Origin of the sequence: Bradyrhizobium sp. AUGA SZCCT0182, from assembly GCF_018130185.1 — a bacterium.
GTDB lineage: Bacteria > Pseudomonadota > Alphaproteobacteria > Rhizobiales > Xanthobacteraceae > Bradyrhizobium.
On the sequence record NZ_JAFCLY010000015.1, the window covers coordinates 12696 to 36055 of the forward strand.

The window sequence follows — 23360 nt, forward strand, 5'->3', positions numbered from 1 at the left end:
CATTATTCCAGCCCAGCGCGGCGGAACCCCTCTAGATAATGCTCCCGATCGGCGTCGAGTTTCCAGGGTAACTGCGTCGCGATCCAGGCCAGCGAGATATTGGGCTGGGTCCGCCGCAGCTCCTCGAGCGCGGCTTTGGCGACGTCGATCTTCCCGGCCATGCCGGCGGCCACCGTCAGCACCCGGTAGGCGCCGCTGAGATCGCCGCGCTGGCGGGTCGCTTCGCGCGCGAGCGAGATCGCTTCACAATAGTTCCTGCCGACGAACTGGGCGTAGGCGGCGACGCCGTAATAGATCGCGGACGAAGGATCGCGCGGGCTCTGGCGGATGGCGCGTTGCGCGGCCGCATAGGAGTCCTGCCATCGCCCGCTGTAGGACAGCGCCAGCGCGTAGTATCCTTGCGCCAGCGAGAAGTTCGGGTTGAGCTGCAACGCCAGCTCGAATTCGGCCAGTGCATGGTCGAGGCGGCGGGTGGAGAAATAGACGCTGGCGAGCGCGGTATGCGCCCACGCATCCTCGCTGTCGGCAGCAATGGCTGCGAGCGCTGCGCGCTCGGCGATGGGGGCTACGGTCGTAATGTCCGCCCAGCCCAGATGCACGCCGAACATGTGGTTAGTGGCGATCAGGGCCAGCGCCTGGCCGTAATTCGGATCGATCGCAATCGCCTGTTCCAGAAGCGTCTGAGCGGCGGCGCTGTCCGTCCGCGTCACGCGCCAATGATGCGACAGCGCCCGCATAACAAGGTCCCACGCGTCCACGCTGTTCGGTGGTTTGCGCCGGCTGCGGAAGTTTTCGGCGGCATAGATCTGCGGCTCGATCGCCGCGACGATGGCATCGGTGATCTCATCCTGCACGGCGAATACGTCGACCAGATCGCGGTCGTAATGCTCTGCCCAGACGTGGCTGCCGGTCGCAGTGTCGTTGAGTTGCGCGGTGATGCGCACGCGATCGCCGCTCTTGCGCACGCTGCCTTCGAGGACGTAGCGCACCCCCAGTTCGGCGGCGACCTGCTTCAGATGCACCGCCTTGCCCTTGTAGGAAAACGACGAGTTGCGGGCGATGACGAAGAACCAGCGCAATTTCGACAACGCGGTGATGATGTCTTCGCTGATCCCGTCAGAGAAGTATTCCTGTTCCTGGTCGCCGCTCATGTTGTCGAACGGCAATACGGCAATCGCCGGTCGATCCGGTAATGGCAATGGCCGGGGTTCAGCAGCGGCCTCGGCTGGCTCGGGGGGCGGATGAACGCCATTCACCTGCTCGTTCACGGTTCCAACGAAACGAAGACCCTTTCGCGGAATTGTCCGGATCAGCCGTTGCTCCTTGCCACAGTCGCCGATGGCGTTTCGGGCGGCGTTGATGCGGCTGTCGAGCGTTGAGTCCGACACGGTCCGACCGCCCCAAACCAGCGCGATGAGGTCGTTCCGGCTGACGACGTGATCGCGACGCTTCAACAGATGAACCAGCAAGTCGAATACTTGCGGCTGCATCGCAACCAGTTCGCCGTCGCGGCGCAATTCGCGAAGATTGGTGTCCAGAGCGTACTTGTCGAAGTCAAATTTCACGTGCGTTGTCGCATCCTTTCTCAACAAACAATCAAGTCCGTCTCATGGAGAGATCAAGCGTCAGGCTAAGTCTTGTCGGCGCGTTTCAGTCATCCTGCAAAAACCGAAGTCGCGATCCCATTGCCCTCCACGGAGTTAATTTCATGTCCGAAGCCCGAGCCATTGGCTCAGTCATGCCGACAAATCGAATGCTCAAATTCACTGCATTTCTGTTCGGCGCTGTGGCCTATTTCACATTTCTCTTCACGATTTTGTATGCGATCGGGTTCGTGTCGGACCTGGTCGTGCCGAAGGCCATCGATACCGGCGCGAATTCGCCCGTTTTTGAAGCAATCGCCGTCAATCTCGCGCTGATGTCGCTGTTTGCCATTCAACACGGCGTGATGGCGCGTAGGGGCCTTAAACAATGGTGGACGCAGTTTATTCCGAAACCGTTCGAGCGCAGCACCTATGTGCTGTTTGCCAGCCTGACGTTGCTGCTGCTGTTCTGGCAATGGCGGCCGATTCCGACCGTCGTCTGGCATATCGAAGAGCCCGAAATGGCCGCAACGATCGCCATATTGTCATTTGTCGGCTGGGTGATCGTGTTCACCAGCACATTCCTCACCAATCATTTGTTCGGATTGCACCAGGTCACCAACCACCTGACCGGTCGGCAGATGCCGCCATCGATCTTCCCGACGCCGCTGCTCTACAATTTCGCGCGGCATCCGATCTATCTCGGCTTCATCATCGCGTTTTGGGCGGCGCCGACCATGAGCGTCGGGCATCTGTTGTTCGCGGCGGTGACCACGGCCTACATCTTCATCGGGATATTGCTCGAAGAGCGCGGCCTCATAGGCATGTTTGGCGACGAATATCGTCGTTACAAGCAGCGGGTATCGATGTTGTTTCCGTGGAGCAAACTGATCTGATCCAGACTCTCTGTTGTTTGTACGGAGACATAAGTGATGAAGCATACGGACACTGCCTCACCAGTCGAAGTGCAGGTTAGCGGGTTGCCGGATGGATCGGGCGTAGCGCTTCCCGGGTAAAAGTATTCGCGATACCCGCTGCGACACTGCTTTCGACGCGACTAAGCGAAGTATTGCGCTGCCCGGTCGGGGAAAACCCGATCGGGCGGCCGTTCGTTTGGGAGAGAGCTATGTCAGAGGCAGGTCCCGCCCTGCAAATTCGGGGTTTGGCGTTGGCTGCGGGCTTCCGGTAAAAGGCCATGAAGCACCGTTCGCGGCGGCCGCGATCCGTTCCGCCAGGCAAAATAACACGAGGAAATGCCCGACATGACTGCCAGACCGCAATTGCCGGAGCGCACGCCGCGCGCCAAGGGCGAACCGACCGCCCTCGATGGTCTGCTGGTCGTCGATTTCACCCGTGTTGTTGCAGGGCCCGCCTGTACGCAAACGCTGGCCGACTTTGGCGCCGAGGTGATCAAGATCGAAAATCCGGATGGCGGCGACGATACGCGTCATTATGAACATGCGGAAATCGGCGGCGAGAGTGCGGCCTTCCTCAGTCTCAACCGCAACAAGCGCGGTATTGCGCTGGATTTCACCAACCCGGCGGCGCTGGAGGTCGCGCGCGAACTTATTGCGAAAGCGGACGTCGTGGTGGAAAATTTCTCTGGCGGCGTGATGAAGAAATTCGGCCTCGACTATGCGTCGGTCGTTCCAACCAATCCGCGACTGGTCTATTGCTCGATCTCGGCCTATGGCCGCAAGGGAGAGCTCGCCTTGCGCCCCGGGTTCGACCCGATCACACAGGCCGAAAGCGGCTTCATGTCGCTGAACGGCTTTCCGGATGCTCAGCCGGTACGAACCGGCCCGCCGATCGTGGACATGGCGACGGGAATGTCGGCGTGCAACGCGATCTTGCTGGCTCTGATTGCGCGCGACCGGCTCGGCCGTGGCCAGCAGGTTGAGGTGGCGTTGATCGACACCGCGGTAGCGATGACCGGCTTTTATGGCATGGCCTACCTGATCAGCGGCGAGAACCCCGGTCGTTTTGGTAATTCACCTAACGGCTCACCGACGGTCGGCGTGTATCAGGCCGCCGACGGGCCGCTCTATATGGCCTGTGCCAACGACCGGCTGTACCGCCGCCTTGTGACGGAGGTGCTGGAACGGCCCGACCTCGTGACCGACCCTGAGTTCGCTCACCGGAAAAACCGAACGGCCAACAAGGAAAAGCTGCGCGCCATCATTGCCGGCGTCTTTGCCAGCGACCGGCTCGAGAACTGGATGGCGAAGATGAAAAAGGCGAACATACCGGTTGGCTATCTGCGCACCGTCGAGGAGGGCTTCAACGCGCCGGAAGTGCGCGACCGCGATCGCCTCAGCCACATCCCGCATCCGACCGCTGGTTCAGTGCCCAACATCGAAACGCCGCTCAATATGAGCCTCACGCCGACGATCGATCCCGTCGCTGCGCCGCTGCTCGGCGAGCACACCAAGGAAGTGCTGCGCAAGACGCTTGGATACGATGACCGCCGTATCGCTGGTTTGGCCGAGGCGGGGGCTTTCGGAAAGACGAGCAATACCGGCTGATCGGCTGTCTTTCGTTTCCAATCGTGTCACCGGCGCCGGGTCTGATCCATTCGGACCGGTCCCGGCCCCGCACATTTCCCGCCGACCCTCTCGCCGCACCGAATCGGGCCGTTTCGGCCGTTCAGTTCGGCTTGCTGCGTAGGTTGTTTTTTGGCATAGTTGCAACCTGTTCGGGCTCCGCGCGATCGATTTCCAGGCGAGCCATGCGAAGTATCAGGGTCGCCGTCGTCAAGCCGAGCCGTTCGGCTTCTTGCGCAGCAGTATCTACTTTCTGGGCCAAGCCCTCACGTTTACCTGGATATGCCATTCCTGTTCCTCTTCTAAGGTGCGAGATGAAAAATCCCACTTATGTTGCAGAGCTGCAGAAGAAACTCGGAGCTCCATCGAGCGAAACGATCGAAAGCCTGCGACTGTTGAAGGCTTTCGTCAAACTTCCGTCCGGTCAGCGTTCCGAAATCATCGAGCTGGTCGAACGAGTAGCGACGGACTCTTCGTCTAACGATCCCTCATTGTCTTGACCCCCATTGCACGCGCGCCTTGCTTCAATTGTTCGCTTGATGGGCGGGCGGACGGGTCGCGATCGCGTAGACTGCGCCGCCCTCCAGCGCTTCGGATTGATGGAGCGTGCCGGCGGGCAGGTGGATGGTATCGCCGGCGCCGACGATGCGCTGGCCGCCATCCCACATGAAATTCAGCCGGCCGCTAATGATCACGAGGATTTCATCTACCGGATGGGTGTGAAAGCGATGCACCTTGCCCGCGGCGTCATGCTGCAATTCGATGCTGCCTTGCTCGGGGAGCAGGTTCAGGATGACGGGATCGATAGCGAACTCGGTTTTCTGACTTGCAATGATTTGGGTCATGCCGCTTGCTCCTTGTCTTCGATTTGAGGCGGTTTGCTCTGCGCGAGCTTGGCGAAGGGACAGCCTCCTCCGGATTCGTTATCGTCATGCAGGAAGTACTGCTGGTACTCGCGCCCGTCGGCCGCACCGTAACGGCCGAGATGCGGTGAGGGGCTTGCATTGTCGTAGGGAATGAGCCGCTTGCGTACTTCGGCGAACGCGGCGTTGGCGGCCTTTTCGCTACCGAGGATCTTCTCGAACACCCATCGTGGCTGGAAGGTGAGCATGAAGGCGCTCGACCGGCGGCTTTGCCGCATCACGTGTGCCGGCGTCGTGCACACCACAAAAATTGGCTCTCCGGCGAATGAGAACTCCCACATTGGATGATCGATCTGTTCGGGGATCTCTGCAGGCCATGGACTCTTGTCGAGCCGCGCCAACTGGTCGAGCGTCAGCCACATCTTGCGGTAATAGGCGTCAAGCGTCTGCACCGGGCGAGGCCGGGTGAATACGATCAACGAAGTGTTGGGACCGTAGGATCTGGACTCGGAGACGTATTGTGCGAGTTGGACGCCTAGAATCTCGACGTCGTAGGGATCGAGGAACAGATAGCGCAACTGGTCCTGCCGATGGCCGGTCACGCCGAAAACACAGGGAAAAGGTCTCGCTCCGCTGCTCATCTGGGCTTCGAATTCGGAGAACATGACACTTTGCCAACTGCTCACCGCATACTTCGATGCGACTTCCTCTTTTCTCAAAAACAAACGCTCCATAACGGCCCCTCTACGTTCAATGCGTCTAGCGAACTATCAATTTGGTCCTCATCAATAACGGCCCGGCGATACCCGGCAGCGACATGAGCAGCAGAATTCCGATCAGCATGCTGTACCCGGCGTCGCCGATCGCGGCAGCGCCTTGCATGCCGCCGCTGGCGGCAAGCGGACTGGCGGCAATCATGGCGAAGCCGATGACGGGCTGTGCCGCGCCGGCGAAAATTCCCGCGGCCGTCGTGTTCACGGACGCGCCGACGCCGATAAGGTCGGAGGTGTAAAGTTTCTTGGTGCATTTCAGCACCAGGGGCACCGTCCCGCCGGCGACAAGTCCGAGCGTCGTAAACACGATGGTAACGTAGATCAGGCCGAACGCCTGTGCGATCGGCGGCAGCAGCATTGCAATCAGCACCATCCGCAGCACGCAGATGCGGATCAGCGCGGTGTCGAGCGCGGCTGCTGCGCGGTCAGCCATGTGACCGAGAAAGATCGAGCCGACCGCGTTACCGATCATGAAGGCGAGCAGGGGAGTGGCGGCCGCCGTCGGCGAGATACTGAAGAAATGAGCCACCATCGGAATACCCCAGACGCCTGACAGTGTCGTCACGACGGCGAAGTGAGAGGCAAAAGTCATGGCGCAGCCCCAGTTGGCGAGCTGGGTCAGCGATTGTCCGGCGGCCACAACGACGCTCTTCAACGTCTTGTTGCTGCGCGATACCGGATCAGGCTTCAGCACGACCTTGGCGAAGGCAAGGTTGGCCAATCCGACGGCGGCGATGAACAGGAAACACGCGCGCCAGCCGAAGCCGGTTACCGCGGCCGCGAGCGGCGTCGTCGCGATGACCCCGCCGACGTAGCCGGATACTTGCGAGATGCCCGACATCACGCCGAACCGCTCGTCGCTGAAGCTCTGCGCCACGAGCTTCAACAGCGCCGTGAATACCAGCGCGTCGCCGCAAGCGATGACGAGGCGCGCCGCAAAAACGTCGAGCATATTCGGCGCCAGCGCAAACGCAGCACTCCCGAGCGAGGATGCCACCATACTGAACAGCACCACGCGCTTGACGCCGTAACGGTCGACCAGAAGACCCGCCGGAATCTGCATCAGCGTGTAGCCCCAGAAGTAGCTGGAGGCGAGCATCGCGACGCCGGCGGCGTCGGTGCTGAAGTCGTGCATGAGGTTCAGGCTGACCGATTGCGGCGACACGCGCTGCAGGAACGCGATGGCGTAGGCGATGGCCACCGCTGCCCAGGCCAGATAGGCGCGATCGGTGAACCGCGAGACCGGTGCGATCATGGCCTGTTGTCCGGGCATCGACATCATACCCTCGCGTATCCAACCGAGAACAGGGCATCGGCCGTATCGGGAATCACACGGGACATCGCGGCGTCGACCAGCGACGCCGCGCCATGATAGTCCTGCCGGTGGTGCTTAATGTGGCCGTAGGCGCCCCGCATGATCATGCCGGGTAGTTCCAGCAGTTTGCCGGGGTACAGCGAGGAGCACATCTCAATGCAGGCCGCTTGCAATGCGGGATCCTGCGTGTCCCCAAGCAGCGAGGGGGCAACCTTCTCGCAGATCTTGGCATTGGCGGCCCATACGATGGGATTTCGCGTCCGCCATCCATAGAGCACGCTGTCACCCTTCTCGGCGGCACCTGAGCGCCTCAGAACTTCCGAGGTGAAAAATCCGTAGAGCCCGCGGCCCTGATGGGCGGGGAGCACTTCGGTTCCACTGCGATAGATTGCAAGTCCACTGGAGATCCTCAGCACGCGATAGACCGAAAACGCGACCAGTCCTGAGCTGCTAAAAACCAGAATGAGGCTGAACTTGCTGTCGAACGGGGAGGCGTCCGCCGTCCAATGCGGCTCGCTGGCTTTCCAGTTGACGGCGATGATGCCGTTCATCGCGTCCATCAGCGGTTGGCGGTCGGGGGCTGCAACGCTTGATGCATCCGGAAAGCTGTAGACTGCGTAGTCTGTCCAGGGCGATTTGATCGCCTGATACCGGCTGCCCAGATTTCGCGTCATCGCCGAACTCCAGTTATGCCCTGAGCTATACAGGCGAGCCTCGAATGGCTTAAAGGACAATATGCCCTCGAAATCTGCCAAACCCCGACGCTCCGGACCGCGTGAAACGCCGTCGACGCGGCGTATCGCGATCGTCGCCTTTCCGGGCGTGACCCTGCTGGATATCTCCGGTCCGGCGCAGGTGTTCGCGGAGTTAGCGGCGATCGAGTTGTCTGGTCCGGGCTATTCCTTGTCCTATCTGTCAGCCTCGGGCGGGTTGGTGCCGACAGATGTCGGGATGATGGTGGATACCGCCGCGATCGATAGCGTCCGGCCGCATCAAGTCGATACGCTGGTGATCCCGGGCGGGCCCGGTATTTGGGATATCCGCAAAGACACCCGGCTGATGCAATGGATTTCGCAGACGCTGCCCAAGGCACGTCGGGTGGCATCGGTGTGTCTCGGGGCTTTTGCGCTGGCCTGGACCGGCGCGCTGGACGGAAAGCGCGCCGCGACCCATTGGCGCTATTGCCCGAGGCTGCAGGACAGCTTCCCCAACATCCGCGTCGAGCCGAACGCGATCTTCGTCAAGGACGGGCGGGTCTGGTCATCGGCTGGCGTTAGCGCCGGCATCGATCTGGCGCTCGCCATGATCGAAGAGGATTTCGGCCACACCACCGCGCTCGACGTTGCGCGAAGGCTGGTGGTGTTTCTCAAGCGGCCCGGCGGCCAGAGCCAATTCTCTACCGTGCTCGCGGCGCAAGCCTCCGACGTCGAAGGGCGGTTCAGCGCGTTGCACGCCTGGATCATCGAGAATATCGCAAGCGATCTCAGGGTCGAAACACTCGCCGCGAAGGCCGGGATGACGCCTCGGACTTTTGCTCGCACCTATGCCAACCGCACCGGAATGACGCCGGCGAGCGGTGTCGAAGCGCTGCGGGTGGAAACCGCACGTCTGTTGCTGGAAAGCAGGCAGGTCGGCGGCGTGATCGAGGTCGCCAAACGCGCCGGGTTCGGCGATGACGAACGCATGCGCCGCGCGTTCCTGCGGCACCTCGGCGTATCGCCCACCGAATACAGGAACCGTTTTTCGGGCGGTTGAGCGCCGCCGCCGGGGGCCCAGCGGCCACGAAGTTCCCCTGTGTTAGTCCCCAAAATGCGCCAAGCTCTGACGTTTTTGGCCACAATCCAAATCGACCGTGACGACATGAAAACGCTGGTCGTCATTTCGATTCTTGCGCTGCTCACGGTTTCCGGGGCGGCCTATACCGACCAGCTTTTCACGGGCGATCAGCAGACGACGCGAGGGGCGGATTGAACGCGCCTCACAAGCACCTTGGGGACGACGAGCATGCTTTCAATTGATCAATTCTTGCGATTCATCAGTGTACCGGCCGTGATGGCGGCATTCCTGATTGCCTCCCAGGTCTCGGGCGCGGGAATTTTCCATTCCAAGCCGATGTACCTCGCCAGCGAATAGCAGCCCTTCGTTCCAGCACCGGATTAACCCGTTCAAAGCGGTAGCTTTTCCCATTTGTCTGCGGCTAATGTGCCGCCAAAACGGGAGAGAAACAGCATGAATGATGGGACCCCCATCCGGCCGGCGAGGAATGTCGAACTCGGCGCCAGCGGCGAAGAATTCCAGAATCTCCATGAATTCGTGCGCAAGGCGCGGGCCCGGCTGAACCAGAACGCCTGGGACTATATCGTCGGGGCCTCAGAGACCGAGACGACCATGCGCCGCAACCGCATGGCGCTGGACGAGATCGCATTCCGGCCGCGGGTCCTGCGGAATGTGGCCCGGGTCGACGCGTCGACCGAGGTCTTCGGCCGTAAATTGCGCCTGCCGGTGATGATCGCGCCCGTCGGCGCGCTGGAGATTTTCGATCCCGATTCAGGTGCTGCGGTAGCACGGGGAGCCGGGACGTTCGGCGCGGCCCATATGCTCAGTTCGGTCTCCGAGCCCGGGCTTGAGGCTACGGCAAAAGCAGCGCCCGATGCGCTGCGCATCTTTCAGCTTTACGTTCGCGGCGACGATGCCTTCGTCGAAGATACCGTCAGCCGCACGATCGAAAACGGCTATGCCGCGTTTTGCCTGACGGTCGACACCGCCCATTACAGCCGGCGCGAACGCGATATCGCCAAACGCTATGTCCGCGAAAGCCGGATTCGCGCTACCGGCGGCGACTTCCAGAAGGGGCTGGAATGGCGGACCGTGAAGCTGATCAAGGACAAGTATAAAATCCCGCTGGTGCTCAAGGGCATCGCGACCGCGGAAGATGCAGTCATTGCGCTCGATCATGGGGTGGACTGGATCTATGTGTCGAACCACGGCGGACGCCAACTCGACCACGGGCGCGGCTCGATGCACGTGCTGCCCGAAATCGTAGACGCCGTTGCCGGCCGCGCCAAGATCATGGTCGACGGCTCGTTCTGCCGCGGCACAGACATTGTGAAGGCGATCGCCTCGGGTGCCGATCTCGTCGGCATCGGCCGCCTGCAATGCTGGGCGCTCGCCGCCGCGGGCGAGGCCGGCATCACCCGGATGCTGGAATTGCTGGAGGATGAAGTGATCCGGTGCCTCGGGTTGCTCGGCGTCACCAGTCTTGCGGAGCTCAACAAATCATATCTACAAGCGGCGATGCCGACCAACCTGCCGAGCGTGTTCAGTGCATTCCCGCTGCTGGATATTGAACCTTACCGGTACTGAGCACGGTGCTGCGGGCCGATTTGGGTGGATGGCGTCCTGACGACGTTGCCGCGTAGACGAGCGGGGCTGTTTTTCGCGACGGCTCTGCTCAAGGCTTGCGCGGCGCACAGGGAATCTCTGGTCAGGTCTTGAACGCCATTCTCAGGGAGGCCGGCGCCGATTGTTGCATTAGCCGGTGCGCGCAAGAAGCTGCCGCGATGCAGACAAAATCTGATCGAAATCTACCAATAGCGAGGAGGGATGGTGGACAATCCTTTCGCTGAACTCAGTCTCGAAAAGGCTATTGGCCTTCGTTGGACATTGCGGGACATTCAGGCCCGCCGGCTGAAAATGTCGCCTGTCAGCGACGAAGACCTGCACGTTCTGACCGAACTCGGTCTGATTGAGATACGAGACGAGGGGCCAGTGCTGACGGAGGCAGGGGCTGCCGTGCTGTGACCCGATCTAGAGCTTCGGTTCTGATTGAATCAGAACCGAAGCTCTAGATTCTTATTTTGTCGCGTTTTCTTCACGCGAACCGGTAGCCACTTCGCTCGAAAACGCTCTAGCGGGCCTTCAAAAAGCTCTCACCCGAGTCGCATGGGGAGCATCGATAGGTCAGCACATCGTAACTTTGATCGCGTGGCTCGATCATGGCCAGCCTCATTTGCGCGCCGCATTTGATGCAGGGCATTTCTATGCTGGTTTGAAAGCGCGTGCAGGTTGGCGTTGGCCGGAATGTTTGCAGCATTTGTTCCCCATGTTCCCGAGAGCGACGCAAACGCCACGAACCATCGAACTCGAGCCCCCGAATCACTATGCCACACTGTTGACATGATTGGAATCGGGTACGCTAGCCCGTATCGCTACGGGCCGGAGAAGGAATTAATTCCTTTGCGGAGGCGCCTGGACGACATCCCAGGAAGTGCGGCGCCGGCCAATACGGCGCAGACGCGGCCCTGAACTATGCTAACCTCCCAGAGACGACATTGGAGAGGCGATCATGATTGAACCGAAACTCGAAGTTCCGGCCGAGCTGCGCGATCTGGCCGAAAAAACCATCGATCAGGCAGAAAAGGCGTTCGGCATGTTCTTCGATGCCGCCGGCAAGTCGATGACGTCGATGCCGGGGCCAGGGACGGAGATTTCGAAGCAGGCGCTATCGTTCACCGAGCAGAACATGAAGGCAGCATTCGAGCACGCCCGAAAGCTGGTTCATGCGACCGACCTCCAGGAAGCGATGCGGATTCAGTCCGAATTCCTGCGAAGCCAGTTCACCAATGCCGGCGAGCATATGAGACAGATCAGCGGTGGTGTCATGTCGGCCGCCAAGGACGCGACCAAAGGCAAGTTCTGAACGGCAGCCGCTACCGCCGGCGCGCTATTGCGACTCCGAACAGGAACGCAACGAACAGACTTGCGAGGGGCGCTTCCCGGGTAATTGCGCTGACGGTGGATAGCGGCTTGCCGGGTTGCCGTGCCGTTGCGATCGCCTCGGCTAGACGATCGACCGCGGACTGAAGCGCTGCAGACACATCCGTGATCGTGCGCGATACATCGGTCGCGGTGTCGATCGCGCGTTCGGCCATGTTGGGCTGTAGCGGTGGAGGTGTCTCGATGCTCACTGTCGACACTCACTTTAAGATTTTTAAACTTTGAAATCTGTTCAGCATGCTGGAAATGCGCGAGTAGGCGATTTGTTCCGCCACGGTTCCGCGACAGGGCGGTCTGAAGGCGGAACAATCGTCGGCCCCGGGATTTGATTCCAACACAGCAACCAATCCGGGTTTCTAAAATGACGAACAATCATTCGAAGGAAAGCCATGCGACACGCTGTGGCGGAGCACCTTTGGCGGTCGCGATTGCAGTCGCGTGTGTTGGCGGGTTCAGCATGTTAATCGCTGATTACGGCCCAAGGAATAAGACCAAGGTGCAAACGGCCGCGGAGGCACATTACAGCACCACGGGCGACGCCGCCCGGGCGGCCGGCGCAAAGGTGATGCCGACCGAACCGAAACCGCAACTTGAACCCGATGCGCCGGGGCCGAAGCCCGTGCAGCCGGCAAACCCCGTGCGGTCCGGGTATAACTAGTCGGCAGGTTGGTCCTCGCCGTGCGAAACCCTGAGAGCAGCGTCAATTCTCATGTGAACGCGACGCTCCGCCATGTGAATCAGCCGCGTCCTGGTCTTGCCGGCCACGGTCTGCTCGCCGATCTGAAATCGCCATTGCCAGACATCCGGTTCGCCGGTGGCCGCGACGCTGTATTCCACGCCCTTGTAAATCACGATCTGCCCCATGCTGGGTCAATATCATGAGGGACAATTCTTTGCCGCTGCGATCAATCCGGGAGATTACGGAAAATGGCCCGTGATCTGCATGCTTCCCGTGCAGAATGGCGTGAAACACGAATGGCTCGATGCTGAGTTGCAGGGGCTGCGGCCGCTTCGCTCAAGAGGTACCGATAGCCGATCCCGTTGATGAACAGTCGTTCGGGCAGCTTGCAAGTAGCGGCGAGAGCTTGATGCGACGATCCTGATTTCGCGTTTGACACGTCGGGCAAATCAGGGGCAGAAAATCATCATCGCGAAATCAGGCTCGTGACCGGCGCTTCAGCGTACGCTGACGAAAGCGCCCCATACCGCAGCAAGCCCCGCTCCCACCAGGACGAGAAGCGGGTTGGCACAAAACGAACTGCCGTACTGGCACATCTTGACGCCGAGCGAGCCGATCTCGTTATGGCTTGCCGCATAGAACAGGCCCGACAGGATCGCGAGCACGGTAGCGACGAAATACATCAACGGCCTCCTTGCGATCTGATTGAGCGTTGGCTGGTGCCCTGCGCCCAATGTTTCCATTTGAATGTCGATGCACCGAACCAATTTTTTGCGCTTGACGCGTCGGGCAAATCAGCGGCACATCTTCATCATCGCCGATATCGTAAAGCTCGCGCCGGTAAATCGGCCGCGGGCTTTTTCATTTGCAGTGATGCTATCCGCGGGGAAGTTTCAAATTATCCAACCTGTTGCATCGCATTTTCGGTAATTTGTCGACGGTCCGAAAAACATTTGACACGTCGGGCAAATCACCGGCACATCATCATCGCGAAAATCGTGCACAGCCCGGGCGGAGAAATCCGCCGCGGGCTTTTTGTTTGAAATTTTCCAATCGGACGGCGGCCGCTTGTCACGACGCCACAAATCCCAACGCCCGTCGCCTGAGGCGTCGCAGGCGCGCCGTCGTCCGAACCTTTGAGATCATCATTAGCCGGCACGCGCGAACGCGCCGGTGTGCGGCGTGGCCAAGGTCACGGCGCAAGCGGCCCCTGCACCAGGGATACGGTTCGCGCCCGAAATGATCACACACCGGCGATCATGCCGCGCATTCTATTTCCAGAGAGAAGCCGATGATCGCGTATCTGATCTCGCTCGTGCTGATCGGCCTGATTGCAATCACGGTATGGGAGGTAGCCTCATGAGTGCCGACCGGCGTCGCCCGGTTCGTCCCGCGCCCCGAAACGATCATGGTGAAGCGAGATTTCCGACCACCAGGGGGTAAGGTCGGACGTGTCAAGCAACCGGCCTGCACAAAATATCCTGAAATCATCAACGTGAACTAATGAGAAGGCGCACGAAAAGAACAGGATAATCCATAGTCTGCCTACGCGATTTCTAATTGGCCGTGCATCTGGGGCGTGGAGGCCTGATATGACGAAAGAGTTTGGTACGTTTATGCAGCGGGCGGTGAGCACTGTGATGCGGCCGAACAGCAGTTTTGCAGTCTGGGCGGCAATGTTGCTGTGCGTCGTGCAAGCACCGATTGCGCGCGCCGATCCCGCCTCCTGCATCGAAAAAGTATCTTCCTATGTCGCAGAGGTGGATCAACTTCTTGCAAAGGAAAAGAATTGGATCATGCCGTTCGTGGATCTCAATAATCGACATCCGTCGTTTGTGGATTGCGACACGGATGCCTTGTTGCTTGTAACTTGGCGATCGCGATTTCTCCAGTCGATCAATTACAATCCGCAAGCGAAGCAATTTATTGTTCTGTTCTCAAGCGACGATGTAACTGTTGGATTTTCGTATTACCCCCTGAAGAAGAAATCGGACCCTCCGTTTGTTGGCTGGGTGAAGAAGTAAAGGTGTCAAAGATTGGCTGAACGAATTTTTATGACCTTCACCAATGCGAGCGCGTTGCCTTATCAAGGGGCGGTGCTCGGGCATCATATCGTGTTGAACTACATCGATTCCGAAGGAAAACATCACACGCTTGAGGGGGTGCCGGAGCAGAAGTTCGATCGTAACGTCGCTAAGTTTTTAGCATTCGTTCAAGAGGAAGGCCGGTCCAATGGTGCAAACAATACAGATTCGCCGTTTAAGCGTCTCAGAGCGGAGAAGCGAGATGCTATCCGCCTTGCGTCAAACCTGCCATCTACGCTTATCGCTGAGGCTGACAATCTGCGTTCGCAGTGGGAGCGGATGACGAGCTTTGGCGATGAGGTGAATTCGATAGGGTACGAGTATCGTCCCTTATCGCAGAACAGCAACTCGTTTGCGGCGGGAGCCTTGAAGAGGGCGGGATTTTTAGGTCCGGGAACGGTGTTTCCTGAGATTTTCGATCGTTTTTTTGCCGTCGATCCCGTAAGCGGCCAAACGCACCCGGTGAAGGTTCCAGGTTTCGATCGGCGCTTGGAAAATCCCCTCGACAAGGCGGCAGCACCTTTGCGCGGTCCGGTTACGCCGTTCGTCCCGGCGAATGCTAGCCCTGCGGGCGATCGCCAAGAGTCGTTTGATCGCCGGTTCGGAAGCTCTACTGCGGAAAGCACCAATCCAAATCTGCCCGCGTGGGTGAGGGGCGTCGGGGAAATACCGAGGGACGCTGACCGCAAGCCTGTACCGTATTTGGGTCGACGCGTCGCGGGTAAGCCGGAGGTATCTACGTTCGATGTCGGTGCACCACCCGTTCCGTTCGTTCCGTCCAACGAGGGTCTTTCTCCCCACCTTCAGAATTCACTCGATAACCGCTTCGGAAACTGGACCTCTTCTCCTGCCGGCGTCACGCCGCGCAATCCGAACTTACCCCTGCCGCCGGCTGAACCCGGCAAGCCACCCGGAATATTCAACGACAAGCCGATGCCGTTGTGGACGACACCACCACCGATCCGGGGATCGACAGACTTTTCCGAAGCGCCTGGCATCGGCACCAAGCCGATGCGGTATGTCAGCCGGCGGGATGGCAATCCGCCGCCGGCGTCCGTTTTCGACACCGGCGCTCCGGCCGCGCAGTTCGTTCTTCCCGATCAACTGAACGCCTCTAGCGGCCGCATCGACTGGGCTGCGGCTCTGGCGGGCCTCGATCCGCTGCATCCGATGCGGGCGGCGCCGCCGCAACGCCGAAACGCCTTCGTCAGCGGAAACGATGCCTTGTCCCGCGCAGCCGGTGGAAGCAGCTCTTCGTCCAGGCCGGGGCAATCCCAGGGTCCAACGGCCTCCACGTTGTTGGAGTACATTCAACATCTGAACCAGCTGAGCGCCAACGAACCGCAGGCTCCCATATTCGAGCGTGGCGCACCGGGAGCATCGCTCGCTCCCTCGGACAGTCCAATTCCGATGGGCGGTCTTGCGGGCCGGATCGCGGCACTTACGGGCTTCGATCCCGACAATCCGGATGCGCCGCCGCCCGGCGTGCTGCTCAAGCTCTTGCTCGCCGCCCAGCAGCGGTAGTCTTGAAGATCAAAATACCCGTCGGCTCGCGCCTTATTGTCAGGCGAGTCCTGTCGCATCGATGTTCCCTGATTTTCTGCGATTGATTGACGGCCTGAAAAAGAATTTGACACGTCGGGCAAATCACCGGCTGAATATCATCATCGCGAAAATCATGCAGAGCCCGGGCGGAGAAATCCGCCGCGGGCTTTTTGTTTAAAAAATTCCAATCGGACGGCGGCCGCTTGTCACGACGCCCCAACTCCCAACGCCCGTCGCCTGAGGCGTCGCGGGCGCGCCGTCGTCCGAACCTTTGAGATCATCCTTAGCCGGCACGCGCGAACGTGCCGGCGTGCGGCGTGGCCAAGGTCACGACCGCAAGCGGCCCCCGCATCAGGGATACGGTTCGCGCCCGAAATGATTGCACGCCAGCGATCATGCCGCGCATTTATTTCCAGAGAGAGGCCGATGACGGCGTATCTGATATCGCTCGCGCTGATCGGCCTGATTGCAATCGCGGTATGGGAGGATCCCTCATGAGTGCCGAAATCATCCAGTTCATCCCGCGCCCCGGGCATGATCATGAACAGACCGATTTCCCGACGATCGCGTTCCGCTCCGCGGTGCACGAGCCTGCGGCGGACCCGACCGACCTTACGCCGTGCGAATACGTCACGGCGGATCATGACGAGGCGCAGTGAGGAAACCCTTGGCAGACATCCGCTCACTGGCACGGAGCCAGACCAAGACGGCCATCAACGTCCTCGTCAAAATCATGCAAAGCAAGGATGCGACGCCTGCGGCGCGCGTCTCGGCGGCCAACGCCGTCCTCGATCGCGGCTGGGGCAAGGCCGCGCAACCACAGGAGAGCGGCAATGAAGTCCCGGGCGGGCCTCCCCAACGCATCGAACGGCACATCGTCAATCCTGAAAATCCCGACAGCGAAAGTATTTGAACCGTTGCTTCGGCCCAGCAGGTACCGCGGAGCTTTCGGCGGCCGGGGATCCGGAAAGTCGCATTTTTTTGGCGAGCTGCTGGTCGAGACCTGCCAGGCCGAACGCGGCACGCTTGCGGTCTGCATTCGCGAGGCGCAACGGACATTGGCGCAGTCGAGCAAGCGGTTGATCGAGAGCAAGATCGCCGCGCTCGGCGTCGGCAGCGGCTTCAAGCTCTACAGCGACAAGATCGAAACGCCCGGAGATGGAATCATCATCTTCCGGGGTATGCAGGATCACACTGCCGACTCGATAAAATCACTGGAAGGGTTTCGTATTGCCTGGATCGACGAGGCGCAGAATCTGAGCGCGCGCAGCCTGTCGCTGCTGCGTCCGACGATCCGCGCCGAACGCTCGGAGCTGTGGGCGAGCTGGAATCCGCGCCGGAAGTCCGACGCGATCGACGATTTCCTGCGGACGCGCCAGCCGCCGGGTGCGTGCGTGATCAAGGCGAGTTGGCGTGACAATCCCTGGTTTCCCTCCGTGCTGGAGGAGGAGCGGCAACTCGATTTGTCGCTCTATCCGGATCGCTATGACCACATCTGGGAGGGCGACTACATCGGCGCGTTCGAAGGCGCGTACTTCGCCGGGATGCTGTCGCAGGCGCGAAGCGACGGGCGCATCGGCAAGGTCTCGGCCGATCCGCTGTTGCCGCTCCGCGCCTTCATCGATATCGGTGGCTCCGGCGCGACGGCGGATGCCTTCACGATCTGGATCGTGCAATGGGTGGGAGCCGAAATGCGGGCGGATCTTCAGCATCTGCGTCGCTGGCGCAGAAGTGTCGAACAGGCTCAGAGCTATACTTTCAAGGCGGTCATCACCGTAATTGTCACCGGATTTGTCGGTGCGGTCTGGCTCGGCATCAAGGCTGCGCTTGGCAGGTGATCGCGGAGATGCGCCATGACCGGAATATCTCAGCGTATGTTGTGTAGCCACGGTCATCGATGTGGCGTCCAGATTCATTGCCGACGGTTTGCTGAATGCGATCCGTCGACAACTCAAATTTCAGCATCAGGTGGGGCCAATGTACCGGATTCGTGAGGTTGACGGGCACGACGATGAGATAGCTGATACGCTCCTGGAACTTCATCGGCTGACATTCTTGGATTGTGCCCCTATACCAAAGTTCGATCATGGGCATTGGTGGCTCGCTCGTGACGAGACGGAGCCAGTTGGCTTTGCGGGAGTTGTTCCTTCAACCCACGTGTCCAATGCCGGCTATTTCTGCCGGGTCGGCGTGCTGAGAAAGCACTGGGGACGCCGGTTGCAACTTCGTTTGATGGGCGCCGTGGAGGGGCGTGCGCGGCTCAACGGATGGTGTTCGGTCATTTCCGACACGACTGACAATCTGTCGTCAGCCAATAATTTCATTAGCGCCGGCTACCGGCTGTTTCAGCCGCCAGTCCCATGGGCTTGGCCAAATACGCTTTATTGGCGCAAGCTCATTGGATAGCCAGCGTCCAGCATTCTTTCGAAGTACTCCTCGCCCGGTGGCCTGACGGCCGCCGGGCTCTTTTTCGTTTTAGCATGGGTGCATAGCCAACGAATCCGTCTGGCGCGACGCAAAAGATCACATGGCACCAGCCCAATTTGGCGGAAGAGGCATGTTCCGCGCGCCTTGATCATTGGCGGTGAGGCGGTAGACTGGCCAGGCCCAACCGCTTCAAGTTCGCAACGACGGATTGGGCAAGGAAACGCCAATGCCAGGGGACGGCCGCAGGCCAGATGCAAGTTCGCTCGCGGGACCGGGTACGGACAGCTATGCCGCTATGGTTGCCCGCGCCAGAGCGCTGATCCCGAAATTGCGGGAGCGTGCTGCCAGGACCGAAGAACTGCGGCGCCTGCCACCGGAGACCGAGCGAGATTTACACGATGCCGGCCTGTTCCGGATCATACAGCCCAAACGCGTCGGCGGCGCCGAACTCGACTATGTTGCGCTGGTCGATTGCGCCGATGCGCTGGGGCAGGCGGATGCTTCCGTAGCGTGGAATTTTGCCAATCTTGCAAGCCATCACTGGATGCTAGGCATGTTTGACCGGCATGCGCAGGACGCCGTCTGGGACAAGGACGCCAATGCGTTGATCGCCTCGTCATTCATCTTTCCAGCTGGCCGAGCCAGAAAAGTCGATGGCGGATATGTGCTCAATGGCCACTGGCCGTTTTCCTCAGGCGTCGAATCCTGCGATTGGAACATGCTCGCCAGCGTGGTTTCGTCCGACGATGACGCCGACGGTATCGAATACCGGCTCTTCCTGCTCAACAAGAGCGACTACAAGATCAACGATACCTGGAACGCGACCGGCCTGTGCGGTACCGGATCGAACGATGTCAGGGTCACGGACGCCTTCATCGCCGAGCAGATGACGATCGCCGTCAGCGATCTTACCGGCGGGCCAACCCCGGGGAGTGCCGTCAATCCAAACGCCCTCTATGCGTTGCCGGTATTCTCGTTGTTCCCCTATGTATTATCAGGCGTCGGTCTGGGTAATGCACAGGCCTGTTTGAATGATTATGTCGAATTCGCACGTCATCGCGCCTCGACCTACAATCGGGCCAAGCTCAGCGATATGCAGACGACCCAGATCAAGATCGCGGAGGCCTCCGCCAAGATCGACGCGGCGCGGCTGGTCATGCGCACAAACTGCATCGAAGCGATGGTGGACGCTCGACGTGGTCACGTTCCGGATATAGCAGACAAGACGCGATTGCGGCGTGACGGCGCGTTCTCTGTCAACCTCTGCACTGAGGCCGTGTCGCTGCTGTTTGCTGCAAGCGGCGCGCGCAGTCTGTTTACGTCGGGTGCGTTGCAGCGGCAGTTTCGCGATGCCCACGCGGTGAATTCGCACCTCGCGTTCAATTTCGATGCGGCGGGAACCAATTATGGACGTGTAGCGCTTGGCCTGCCGTCCGAAAACCTGACGCTCTGAGGCGAGGATGTCCGACGCACCCAAACATCCGGCCGATCCCGCGAACGAGTTCGCCAGCGACAACTCGGCGATCGATCCCCGGGATTTTCGTAATGCGCTCGGTACGTTCGCTACCGGCGTCACTATCGTTACAGCGATGGCGGCTGACGGAAAGCCGTATGGCGTGACCTGCAACTCCTTTGCCTCAGTCTCGCTGAATCCGCCGCTGGTCCTGTGGAGCCTCGGCATGTTCTCGCAGGGCTTGACCATCTTCCAGAACGCCAGCCATTTCGCAGTCAATGTTCTCGGTGCTTCTCAGCAGACGCTGGCCTCGCAATTCGCAAAATCCTCCGGCGACAAATTCGCCGGCGTGAGCTGGACGCCGGGGCTCGGCAACGCCCCGGTGCTTGCTGACAGCGTCGCAAATTTTCAGTGCCGTGCCGCCAATCGATACTACGGCGGTGACCACATCATTTTCCTGGGAGCCGTCGAGGCCTATACTTATAATGGGCAGCAGCCACTGTTGTTTGCACGCGGCGGATTCGGTCGATTCCTTGCCGGCGATGACGGCAAATCCTGATGAGCAGGAAAGAAGAGGCCAAACGTGCTGGCGCCAAGCAAAGGCGCCTCTCGCCCGACGATCGTCGCCGGGAATTTGTTGCGAAGGCGACAGAATTTTTCTCGGAAGAAGGATTTGGCGGTGGAACGCGAGCATTGGCGCGGCGGCTTGGCGTAACGCAGCCGTTGCTCTATCGCTACTTTCCAAGCAAGGGCGACTTGATCAAGGAAGTTTATCGCACGGTCTATCTCGATCCGCTCGAGACCGGCTGGGAGAAACTGCTGACCGATCGCTCGCGGCCGCTTCGTGACCGGCTGCTGGAGTTCTACCGTACCTATACCGACGCGATCTTCACCCGGAAGTGGCTTCGCATCTATCTCTATTCGGGCTTGAAGGGCCTCGACATCAATCGCTGGTATGTCGGCATGGTCAAGGAAAAGATGCTGACCCGGATCATCCGGGAGTGCCGTCATGAAGCGGGACTTGCGGTGCAAAACAAGCCGAGTGCGACAGAACTTGAGCTCGCCTGGTTCCTTCACGGCGGAATTTTTTACTACGGAGTTCGCAAATACATTTACGATTCGCCGGTGCTCGAAGACAAGGACCGGATGATTAGCGATGCGCTGGATGTCTTCCTGGCCGGCTTCGAGCGGGTTAACGAAACCTCGGCGGATATTCGTCGTGCGCCAATCAAGGTGGTGGGATAGGTAGCTGTTATTTTCCGGCTGTTTCCGCGCGATACCAGTCGCCGATTTCGCTTGCGGTCATCAGTGCCACGCCGTCATGGCTGATGACGTAGTCCAGCAGCGCCTCCAGATATTTGATGCGATGCGGGACCCCCGTAATATAGGGATGTATCGAGATCGCCATGATCCGCGCGTTCGATTCGCCTTCGAGATAGAGCCGGTCGAACTGATCCATGCCACGCTTCAGGAATTGCTCGGAGGGCTGATGTTGCAGCGCATGGACGACGATATCGTTGGTTTCGACCGAATAGGGGATCGTCGTGATGGTGCCGTGGGGCGTGGCGATATCCTGCGGCAGGTCGTCGATTACCCAATCCGCCAGATATTCGATGCCGTTGAGGCGCAGCAGATCGAGAGTTTCCCCGGTCTCGGTGAGGCCCGGGCTCTCCCATGATCGCGGTGCTTTGCCGGTGAAATTTGCAATTGTTTCAACTGAGCGCTTGATCGCATCGGCTTGATTGTCGAGCTTGTGCATCGGGCCCTGCAGGAATCCGTGGCCCATAAACTCGAAGCCGGCCTCGAGCGCGGCGGACGCAACGCGCGGATAGGAATTGCAGACATTGGCATTCAGGGCCAGCGTTACCGGCATCTTGCGGTCGGTCAGCACCTTGAACTGCCGCCAGAAGCCGGCCCGCATGCCGTATTCATGCCAGGACCAATTCGGCACGTCAGGCAGCAGCGTCTGTCCCATCGGCGGGCTCAACACCGTCCGCGGCATCGCGTTCTCGATCCGCCATTCCTCTACGTTGAGGATCACCCACACTGCGAGCTTCTTGCCGCCGGGAAGCGTCAACTTTGGTCGATCGATTTGGGCCTGATAGGGGATACGATCACTAAGAGCCACGGCAGATTCCTTGGATGAATTGATCTATCCGGACGCCTTGCCGGACATGTCTGCGCTAACGCGCGGCATGACTTTTTCGGCCATCAGGATCATCGACTGGCGTCCAAGCTCACGATCCTTCCAGTCCTTGCCGGCATAAAGGAGCGTGCCAAAGGGCCCAGTCTCCTCCTGAAAAGCCAGTAGTTGGTCGGCCACGCTATCTGGCGTGCCGTGAATGATGAGTTTGTCGCAGATCGACTCGAGCGTCACTTCCTCGTCGGGCTGATCGCGGCGCGTTTTGAACAACTCGATGCGGCCGCCACGCTTCAACTTGGTGAATAGCGAGCGATAATAATAGACATATGGACCGTTTGGATCGGTGGCATAGGCTTTTGCCGTTGCAGCATCCTTGGCTACAAACACGCTTTTGGCGACCCGCCAGTTCGCCGACTCTGCGAGGCGGCCGACACGTTCGCAGCCTTCAACGTATTTTGGCCAATGGCTTTTGACCCAAGCCGGCATCAGGAAGTTCGCCGAAATCGGATCCCAGCCGCGCGCAGCGGCTTCGGTCACGCCTTTCGAGAACGGCGCCACTGCCGTCACTACGATCGGTGGATGTGGCCGTTGTAGCGGGCGCGCGATGAACCCCTGACCAATGTCCTCAATCAGGGTCTTCTGTACCGATATATTCCAGTACTTGCCTTGGAGGTTATACGGAGGCTCGCTTGCCCAGATATCAAGGACCTGATTGATCGCCTCCAGGAACATCGCGTTGCGATCTGCGTCGAGATTACCGAAAACTTCAGCGTCGGACAGCAACCCACCGGGGCTGATACCGAAGATCAAGCGGCCGTCGAGCATGTGATCGAGCATCGCGATCGAGGCTGCAAGCGCCGCCGGATGAGTGTTCGGCATGTTGATGGTGCCGGTTCCAAGCTTGATTTGCTTGGTCGCCGCGGCAAGCCAGGCGATGAATGCGATGCAGGATGTGATGTTCTCGGCTTTGTCGGTGACGTGCTCGCCGACATAAGCTTCGCTGTACCCGAGCTCGTCGGCCAGCAGGAAGGCTTCGCGATCCTCTTTGAGGGACAGCCGCCAATCCTTGCCGACAGGATGGATGGGCATCGTGAAGAACCCGAGCTTCATGGTCTGATCCCCCAAGGGCAGGCTTTTTGTTTGGTAGGAAACGTGCGTCGGTCGCAAAATGATAAC

The 23360-nt window shown here is 59.8% G+C and carries 28 protein-coding genes and 1 pseudogene; 17 read left to right on the forward strand and 12 right to left on the reverse strand.

Annotation, left to right across the window (positions count from 1 at the left end):
• Positions 1–2: 2 nt before the first annotated feature.
• Complete coding sequence (locus tag JQ611_RS17520; protein WP_212466109.1) at positions 3–1565, reverse strand: winged helix-turn-helix domain-containing tetratricopeptide repeat protein; 1563 nt, start codon at positions 1563–1565, stop codon at positions 3–5.
• Between the two features lie 143 nt (positions 1566–1708).
• Here JQ611_RS17520 and mddA point away from each other — a divergent pair, with 143 nt between their 5' ends.
• A complete protein-coding gene (mddA, locus tag JQ611_RS17525) occupies positions 1709–2479 on the forward strand; it encodes a methanethiol S-methyltransferase (protein ID WP_212466110.1) in 771 nt (256 codons plus the stop codon).
• Positions 2480–2845: 366 nt separating this feature from the next.
• Complete coding sequence (locus JQ611_RS17530; protein WP_212466111.1) at positions 2846–4108, forward strand: CaiB/BaiF CoA-transferase family protein; 1263 nt, start codon at positions 2846–2848, stop codon at positions 4106–4108.
• A 121-nt stretch (positions 4109–4229) separates the two neighbouring features.
• On the opposite strand, the gene JQ611_RS17535 is transcribed toward JQ611_RS17530, so the two are convergent.
• On the reverse strand, positions 4230–4415 hold the full coding sequence (locus tag JQ611_RS17535) for a hypothetical protein (RefSeq protein ID WP_212210050.1): 186 nt from the start codon (positions 4413–4415) through the stop codon (positions 4230–4232).
• 25 nt (positions 4416–4440) lie between these two features.
• Between JQ611_RS17535 and JQ611_RS41750 the strand changes: the two genes are divergently transcribed.
• Positions 4441–4626, forward strand: a complete 186-nt coding sequence (locus JQ611_RS41750) for a hypothetical protein (protein ID WP_249133246.1) — start codon at positions 4441–4443, stop codon at positions 4624–4626.
• 24 nt (positions 4627–4650) lie between these two features.
• Here JQ611_RS41750 and JQ611_RS17540 read toward each other — a convergent pair whose 3' ends face one another.
• From JQ611_RS17540 to JQ611_RS17555, 4 genes are read right to left on the reverse strand one after another with little or no spacing between them, the layout of a single operon-like run.
• A complete protein-coding gene (locus JQ611_RS17540; protein ID WP_212263913.1) occupies positions 4651–4971 on the reverse strand; it encodes a cupin domain-containing protein in 321 nt (106 codons plus the stop codon).
• Positions 4968–5723, reverse strand: coding sequence for a YqcI/YcgG family protein (locus JQ611_RS17545; RefSeq protein WP_212466112.1), 756 nt, complete (start codon positions 5721–5723; stop codon positions 4968–4970). Before JQ611_RS17545 ends, JQ611_RS17540 begins: the two co-directional genes overlap by 4 nt.
• Before the next feature lie 25 nt (positions 5724–5748).
• On the reverse strand, positions 5749–7017 hold the full coding sequence (locus JQ611_RS17550; RefSeq protein ID WP_249133247.1) for an MFS transporter: 1269 nt from the start codon (positions 7015–7017) through the stop codon (positions 5749–5751).
• 23 nt (positions 7018–7040) lie between these two features.
• On the reverse strand, positions 7041–7751 hold the full coding sequence (locus tag JQ611_RS17555; protein WP_212263916.1) for a hypothetical protein: 711 nt from the start codon (positions 7749–7751) through the stop codon (positions 7041–7043).
• A gap of 61 nt (positions 7752–7812) precedes the next feature.
• Here JQ611_RS17555 and JQ611_RS17560 point away from each other — a divergent pair, with 61 nt between their 5' ends.
• The 5 genes from JQ611_RS17560 (at position 7813) to JQ611_RS17575 (ending at position 11776) form a co-directional block, all read left to right on the forward strand.
• The gene (locus JQ611_RS17560) at positions 7813–8832 is read left to right on the forward strand and encodes a GlxA family transcriptional regulator (RefSeq protein WP_212263917.1); all 1020 of its coding nucleotides are present in this window, start codon (positions 7813–7815) and stop codon (positions 8830–8832) included.
• Positions 8833–9081: 249 nt separating this feature from the next.
• Positions 9082–9210 (forward strand): hypothetical protein, encoded by a 129-nt coding sequence (locus JQ611_RS42475; protein ID WP_283813406.1) that lies wholly within the window; start codon positions 9082–9084, stop codon positions 9208–9210.
• Between the two features lie 96 nt (positions 9211–9306).
• Positions 9307–10440 (forward strand): alpha-hydroxy acid oxidase, encoded by a 1134-nt coding sequence (locus JQ611_RS17565; protein WP_212263918.1) that lies wholly within the window; start codon positions 9307–9309, stop codon positions 10438–10440.
• Positions 10441–10680: 240 nt separating this feature from the next.
• On the forward strand, positions 10681–10878 hold the full coding sequence (locus JQ611_RS17570) for a hypothetical protein (RefSeq protein WP_192738659.1): 198 nt from the start codon (positions 10681–10683) through the stop codon (positions 10876–10878).
• Between the two features lie 544 nt (positions 10879–11422).
• A complete protein-coding gene (locus JQ611_RS17575; protein ID WP_192738658.1) occupies positions 11423–11776 on the forward strand; it encodes a phasin in 354 nt (117 codons plus the stop codon).
• A 10-nt stretch (positions 11777–11786) separates the two neighbouring features.
• On the opposite strand, the gene JQ611_RS17580 is transcribed toward JQ611_RS17575, so the two are convergent.
• The 3 genes from JQ611_RS17580 to JQ611_RS17590 form a co-directional block, all read right to left on the reverse strand.
• On the reverse strand, positions 11787–12044 hold the full coding sequence (locus JQ611_RS17580) for a hypothetical protein (RefSeq protein WP_409411281.1): 258 nt from the start codon (positions 12042–12044) through the stop codon (positions 11787–11789).
• Between the two features lie 463 nt (positions 12045–12507).
• Positions 12508–12717: a hypothetical protein gene (locus tag JQ611_RS17585; RefSeq protein ID WP_249133248.1), complete on the reverse strand. Its 210-nt coding sequence runs from the start codon at positions 12715–12717 to the stop codon at positions 12508–12510.
• A gap of 312 nt (positions 12718–13029) precedes the next feature.
• Entirely contained in the window at positions 13030–13215 is a 186-nt protein-coding gene (locus tag JQ611_RS17590) for a hypothetical protein (protein WP_212466115.1), read from the reverse strand.
• A 909-nt stretch (positions 13216–14124) separates the two neighbouring features.
• Here JQ611_RS17590 and JQ611_RS17595 point away from each other — a divergent pair.
• From JQ611_RS17595 to JQ611_RS42725, 5 genes and pseudogenes are all read left to right on the forward strand, one after another.
• Positions 14125–14556, forward strand: coding sequence for a hypothetical protein (locus JQ611_RS17595; protein WP_212263921.1), 432 nt, complete (start codon positions 14125–14127; stop codon positions 14554–14556).
• Between the two features lie 12 nt (positions 14557–14568).
• A complete protein-coding gene (locus tag JQ611_RS17600) occupies positions 14569–16140 on the forward strand; it encodes a hypothetical protein (RefSeq protein WP_212466116.1) in 1572 nt (523 codons plus the stop codon).
• A 515-nt stretch (positions 16141–16655) separates the two neighbouring features.
• Positions 16656–16820, forward strand: coding sequence for a hypothetical protein (locus tag JQ611_RS17605; RefSeq protein WP_212263924.1), 165 nt, complete (start codon positions 16656–16658; stop codon positions 16818–16820).
• Positions 16821–16828: 8 nt separating this feature from the next.
• Positions 16829–17074, forward strand: coding sequence for a hypothetical protein (locus tag JQ611_RS17610; RefSeq protein WP_249133249.1), 246 nt, complete (start codon positions 16829–16831; stop codon positions 17072–17074).
• Positions 16995–17594, forward strand: a pseudogene (locus JQ611_RS42725) (phage terminase large subunit); the annotation flags it as partial. The gene JQ611_RS17610 and the pseudogene JQ611_RS42725, both read left to right, overlap by 80 nt.
• Positions 17595–17976: 382 nt before the next feature.
• Here the strand turns inward: JQ611_RS42725 and JQ611_RS17620 are convergent.
• Positions 17977–18255 carry a hypothetical protein gene (locus JQ611_RS17620; RefSeq protein ID WP_212466173.1) on the reverse strand — a complete coding sequence of 93 codons (279 nt, stop codon included), beginning with the start codon at positions 18253–18255 and terminating at the stop codon, positions 17977–17979.
• On the opposite strand from JQ611_RS17620, the gene JQ611_RS17625 reads away from it, so the two are divergent.
• From JQ611_RS17625 to JQ611_RS17640, 4 genes are all read left to right on the forward strand, one after another.
• A complete protein-coding gene (locus JQ611_RS17625; protein WP_212466118.1) occupies positions 18139–18567 on the forward strand; it encodes a GNAT family N-acetyltransferase in 429 nt (142 codons plus the stop codon). The genes JQ611_RS17620 and JQ611_RS17625 overlap by 117 nt on opposite strands.
• Before the next feature lie 247 nt (positions 18568–18814).
• Positions 18815–20041, forward strand: coding sequence for an acyl-CoA dehydrogenase family protein (locus tag JQ611_RS17630; protein ID WP_249133251.1), 1227 nt, complete (start codon positions 18815–18817; stop codon positions 20039–20041).
• Positions 20042–20048: 7 nt separating this feature from the next.
• The gene (locus tag JQ611_RS17635) at positions 20049–20600 is read left to right on the forward strand and encodes a flavin reductase family protein (protein WP_212263927.1); all 552 of its coding nucleotides are present in this window, start codon (positions 20049–20051) and stop codon (positions 20598–20600) included.
• Positions 20600–21286, forward strand: a complete 687-nt coding sequence (locus JQ611_RS17640) for a TetR/AcrR family transcriptional regulator (protein ID WP_212263928.1) — start codon at positions 20600–20602, stop codon at positions 21284–21286. The genes JQ611_RS17635 and JQ611_RS17640 overlap by 1 nt, the downstream gene beginning before the upstream one ends.
• A 7-nt stretch (positions 21287–21293) precedes the next feature.
• Here the strand turns inward: JQ611_RS17640 and JQ611_RS17645 are convergent, their stop codons facing one another.
• Together JQ611_RS17645 and JQ611_RS17650 are read right to left on the reverse strand one after the other, a co-directional pair.
• Entirely contained in the window at positions 21294–22169 is an 876-nt protein-coding gene (locus tag JQ611_RS17645; RefSeq protein WP_212466119.1) for a polysaccharide deacetylase family protein, read from the reverse strand.
• 24 nt (positions 22170–22193) lie between these two features.
• Entirely contained in the window at positions 22194–23294 is a 1101-nt protein-coding gene (locus tag JQ611_RS17650; protein ID WP_212466169.1) for an LLM class flavin-dependent oxidoreductase, read from the reverse strand.
• Between the last annotated feature and the right edge of the window lie 66 nt (positions 23295–23360).

Excerpts from the sequence above, each read along its gene's own strand:
- JQ611_RS17575 (WP_192738658.1), top strand. The coding sequence starts at position 11,423 with ATGATTGAACCGAAACTCGAAGTTCCGGCCGAGCTGCGCGATCTGGCC.
- JQ611_RS17595 (WP_212263921.1), top strand. The coding sequence starts at position 14,125 with ATGACGAAAGAGTTTGGTACGTTTATGCAGCGGGCGGTGAGCACTGTG.
- JQ611_RS17540 (WP_212263913.1), bottom strand. The coding sequence starts at position 4,971 with ATGACCCAAATCATTGCAAGTCAGAAAACCGAGTTCGCTATCGATCCC.
- JQ611_RS17545 (WP_212466112.1), bottom strand. The coding sequence starts at position 5,723 with ATGGAGCGTTTGTTTTTGAGAAAAGAGGAAGTCGCATCGAAGTATGCG.
- JQ611_RS17590 (WP_212466115.1), bottom strand. The coding sequence starts at position 13,215 with ATGTATTTCGTCGCTACCGTGCTCGCGATCCTGTCGGGCCTGTTCTAT.
- JQ611_RS17570 (WP_192738659.1), top strand. The coding sequence starts at position 10,681 with ATGGTGGACAATCCTTTCGCTGAACTCAGTCTCGAAAAGGCTATTGGC.
- JQ611_RS17550 (WP_249133247.1), bottom strand. The coding sequence starts at position 7,017 with ATGATCGCACCGGTCTCGCGGTTCACCGATCGCGCCTATCTGGCCTGG.
- mddA (WP_212466110.1), top strand. The coding sequence starts at position 1,709 with ATGTCCGAAGCCCGAGCCATTGGCTCAGTCATGCCGACAAATCGAATG.
- JQ611_RS17630 (WP_249133251.1), top strand. The coding sequence starts at position 18,815 with ATGCCAGGGGACGGCCGCAGGCCAGATGCAAGTTCGCTCGCGGGACCG.
- JQ611_RS17640 (WP_212263928.1), top strand. The coding sequence starts at position 20,600 with ATGAGCAGGAAAGAAGAGGCCAAACGTGCTGGCGCCAAGCAAAGGCGC.
- JQ611_RS17530 (WP_212466111.1), top strand. The coding sequence starts at position 2,846 with ATGACTGCCAGACCGCAATTGCCGGAGCGCACGCCGCGCGCCAAGGGC.
- JQ611_RS17635 (WP_212263927.1), top strand. The coding sequence starts at position 20,049 with ATGTCCGACGCACCCAAACATCCGGCCGATCCCGCGAACGAGTTCGCC.
- JQ611_RS42475 (WP_283813406.1), top strand. The coding sequence starts at position 9,082 with ATGCTTTCAATTGATCAATTCTTGCGATTCATCAGTGTACCGGCCGTG.
- JQ611_RS17565 (WP_212263918.1), top strand. The coding sequence starts at position 9,307 with ATGAATGATGGGACCCCCATCCGGCCGGCGAGGAATGTCGAACTCGGC.
- JQ611_RS17625 (WP_212466118.1), top strand. The coding sequence starts at position 18,139 with ATGTACCGGATTCGTGAGGTTGACGGGCACGACGATGAGATAGCTGAT.
- JQ611_RS17620 (WP_212466173.1), bottom strand. The coding sequence starts at position 18,255 with ATGCCCATGATCGAACTTTGGTATAGGGGCACAATCCAAGAATGTCAG.
- JQ611_RS17585 (WP_249133248.1), bottom strand. The coding sequence starts at position 12,717 with ATGGGGCAGATCGTGATTTACAAGGGCGTGGAATACAGCGTCGCGGCC.
- JQ611_RS41750 (WP_249133246.1), top strand. The coding sequence starts at position 4,441 with ATGAAAAATCCCACTTATGTTGCAGAGCTGCAGAAGAAACTCGGAGCT.
- JQ611_RS17555 (WP_212263916.1), bottom strand. The coding sequence starts at position 7,751 with ATGACGCGAAATCTGGGCAGCCGGTATCAGGCGATCAAATCGCCCTGG.
- JQ611_RS17605 (WP_212263924.1), top strand. The coding sequence starts at position 16,656 with ATGAGTGCCGAAATCATCCAGTTCATCCCGCGCCCCGGGCATGATCAT.
- JQ611_RS17535 (WP_212210050.1), bottom strand. The coding sequence starts at position 4,415 with ATGGCATATCCAGGTAAACGTGAGGGCTTGGCCCAGAAAGTAGATACT.
- JQ611_RS17650 (WP_212466169.1), bottom strand. The coding sequence starts at position 23,294 with ATGAAGCTCGGGTTCTTCACGATGCCCATCCATCCTGTCGGCAAGGAT.
- JQ611_RS17560 (WP_212263917.1), top strand. The coding sequence starts at position 7,813 with ATGCCCTCGAAATCTGCCAAACCCCGACGCTCCGGACCGCGTGAAACG.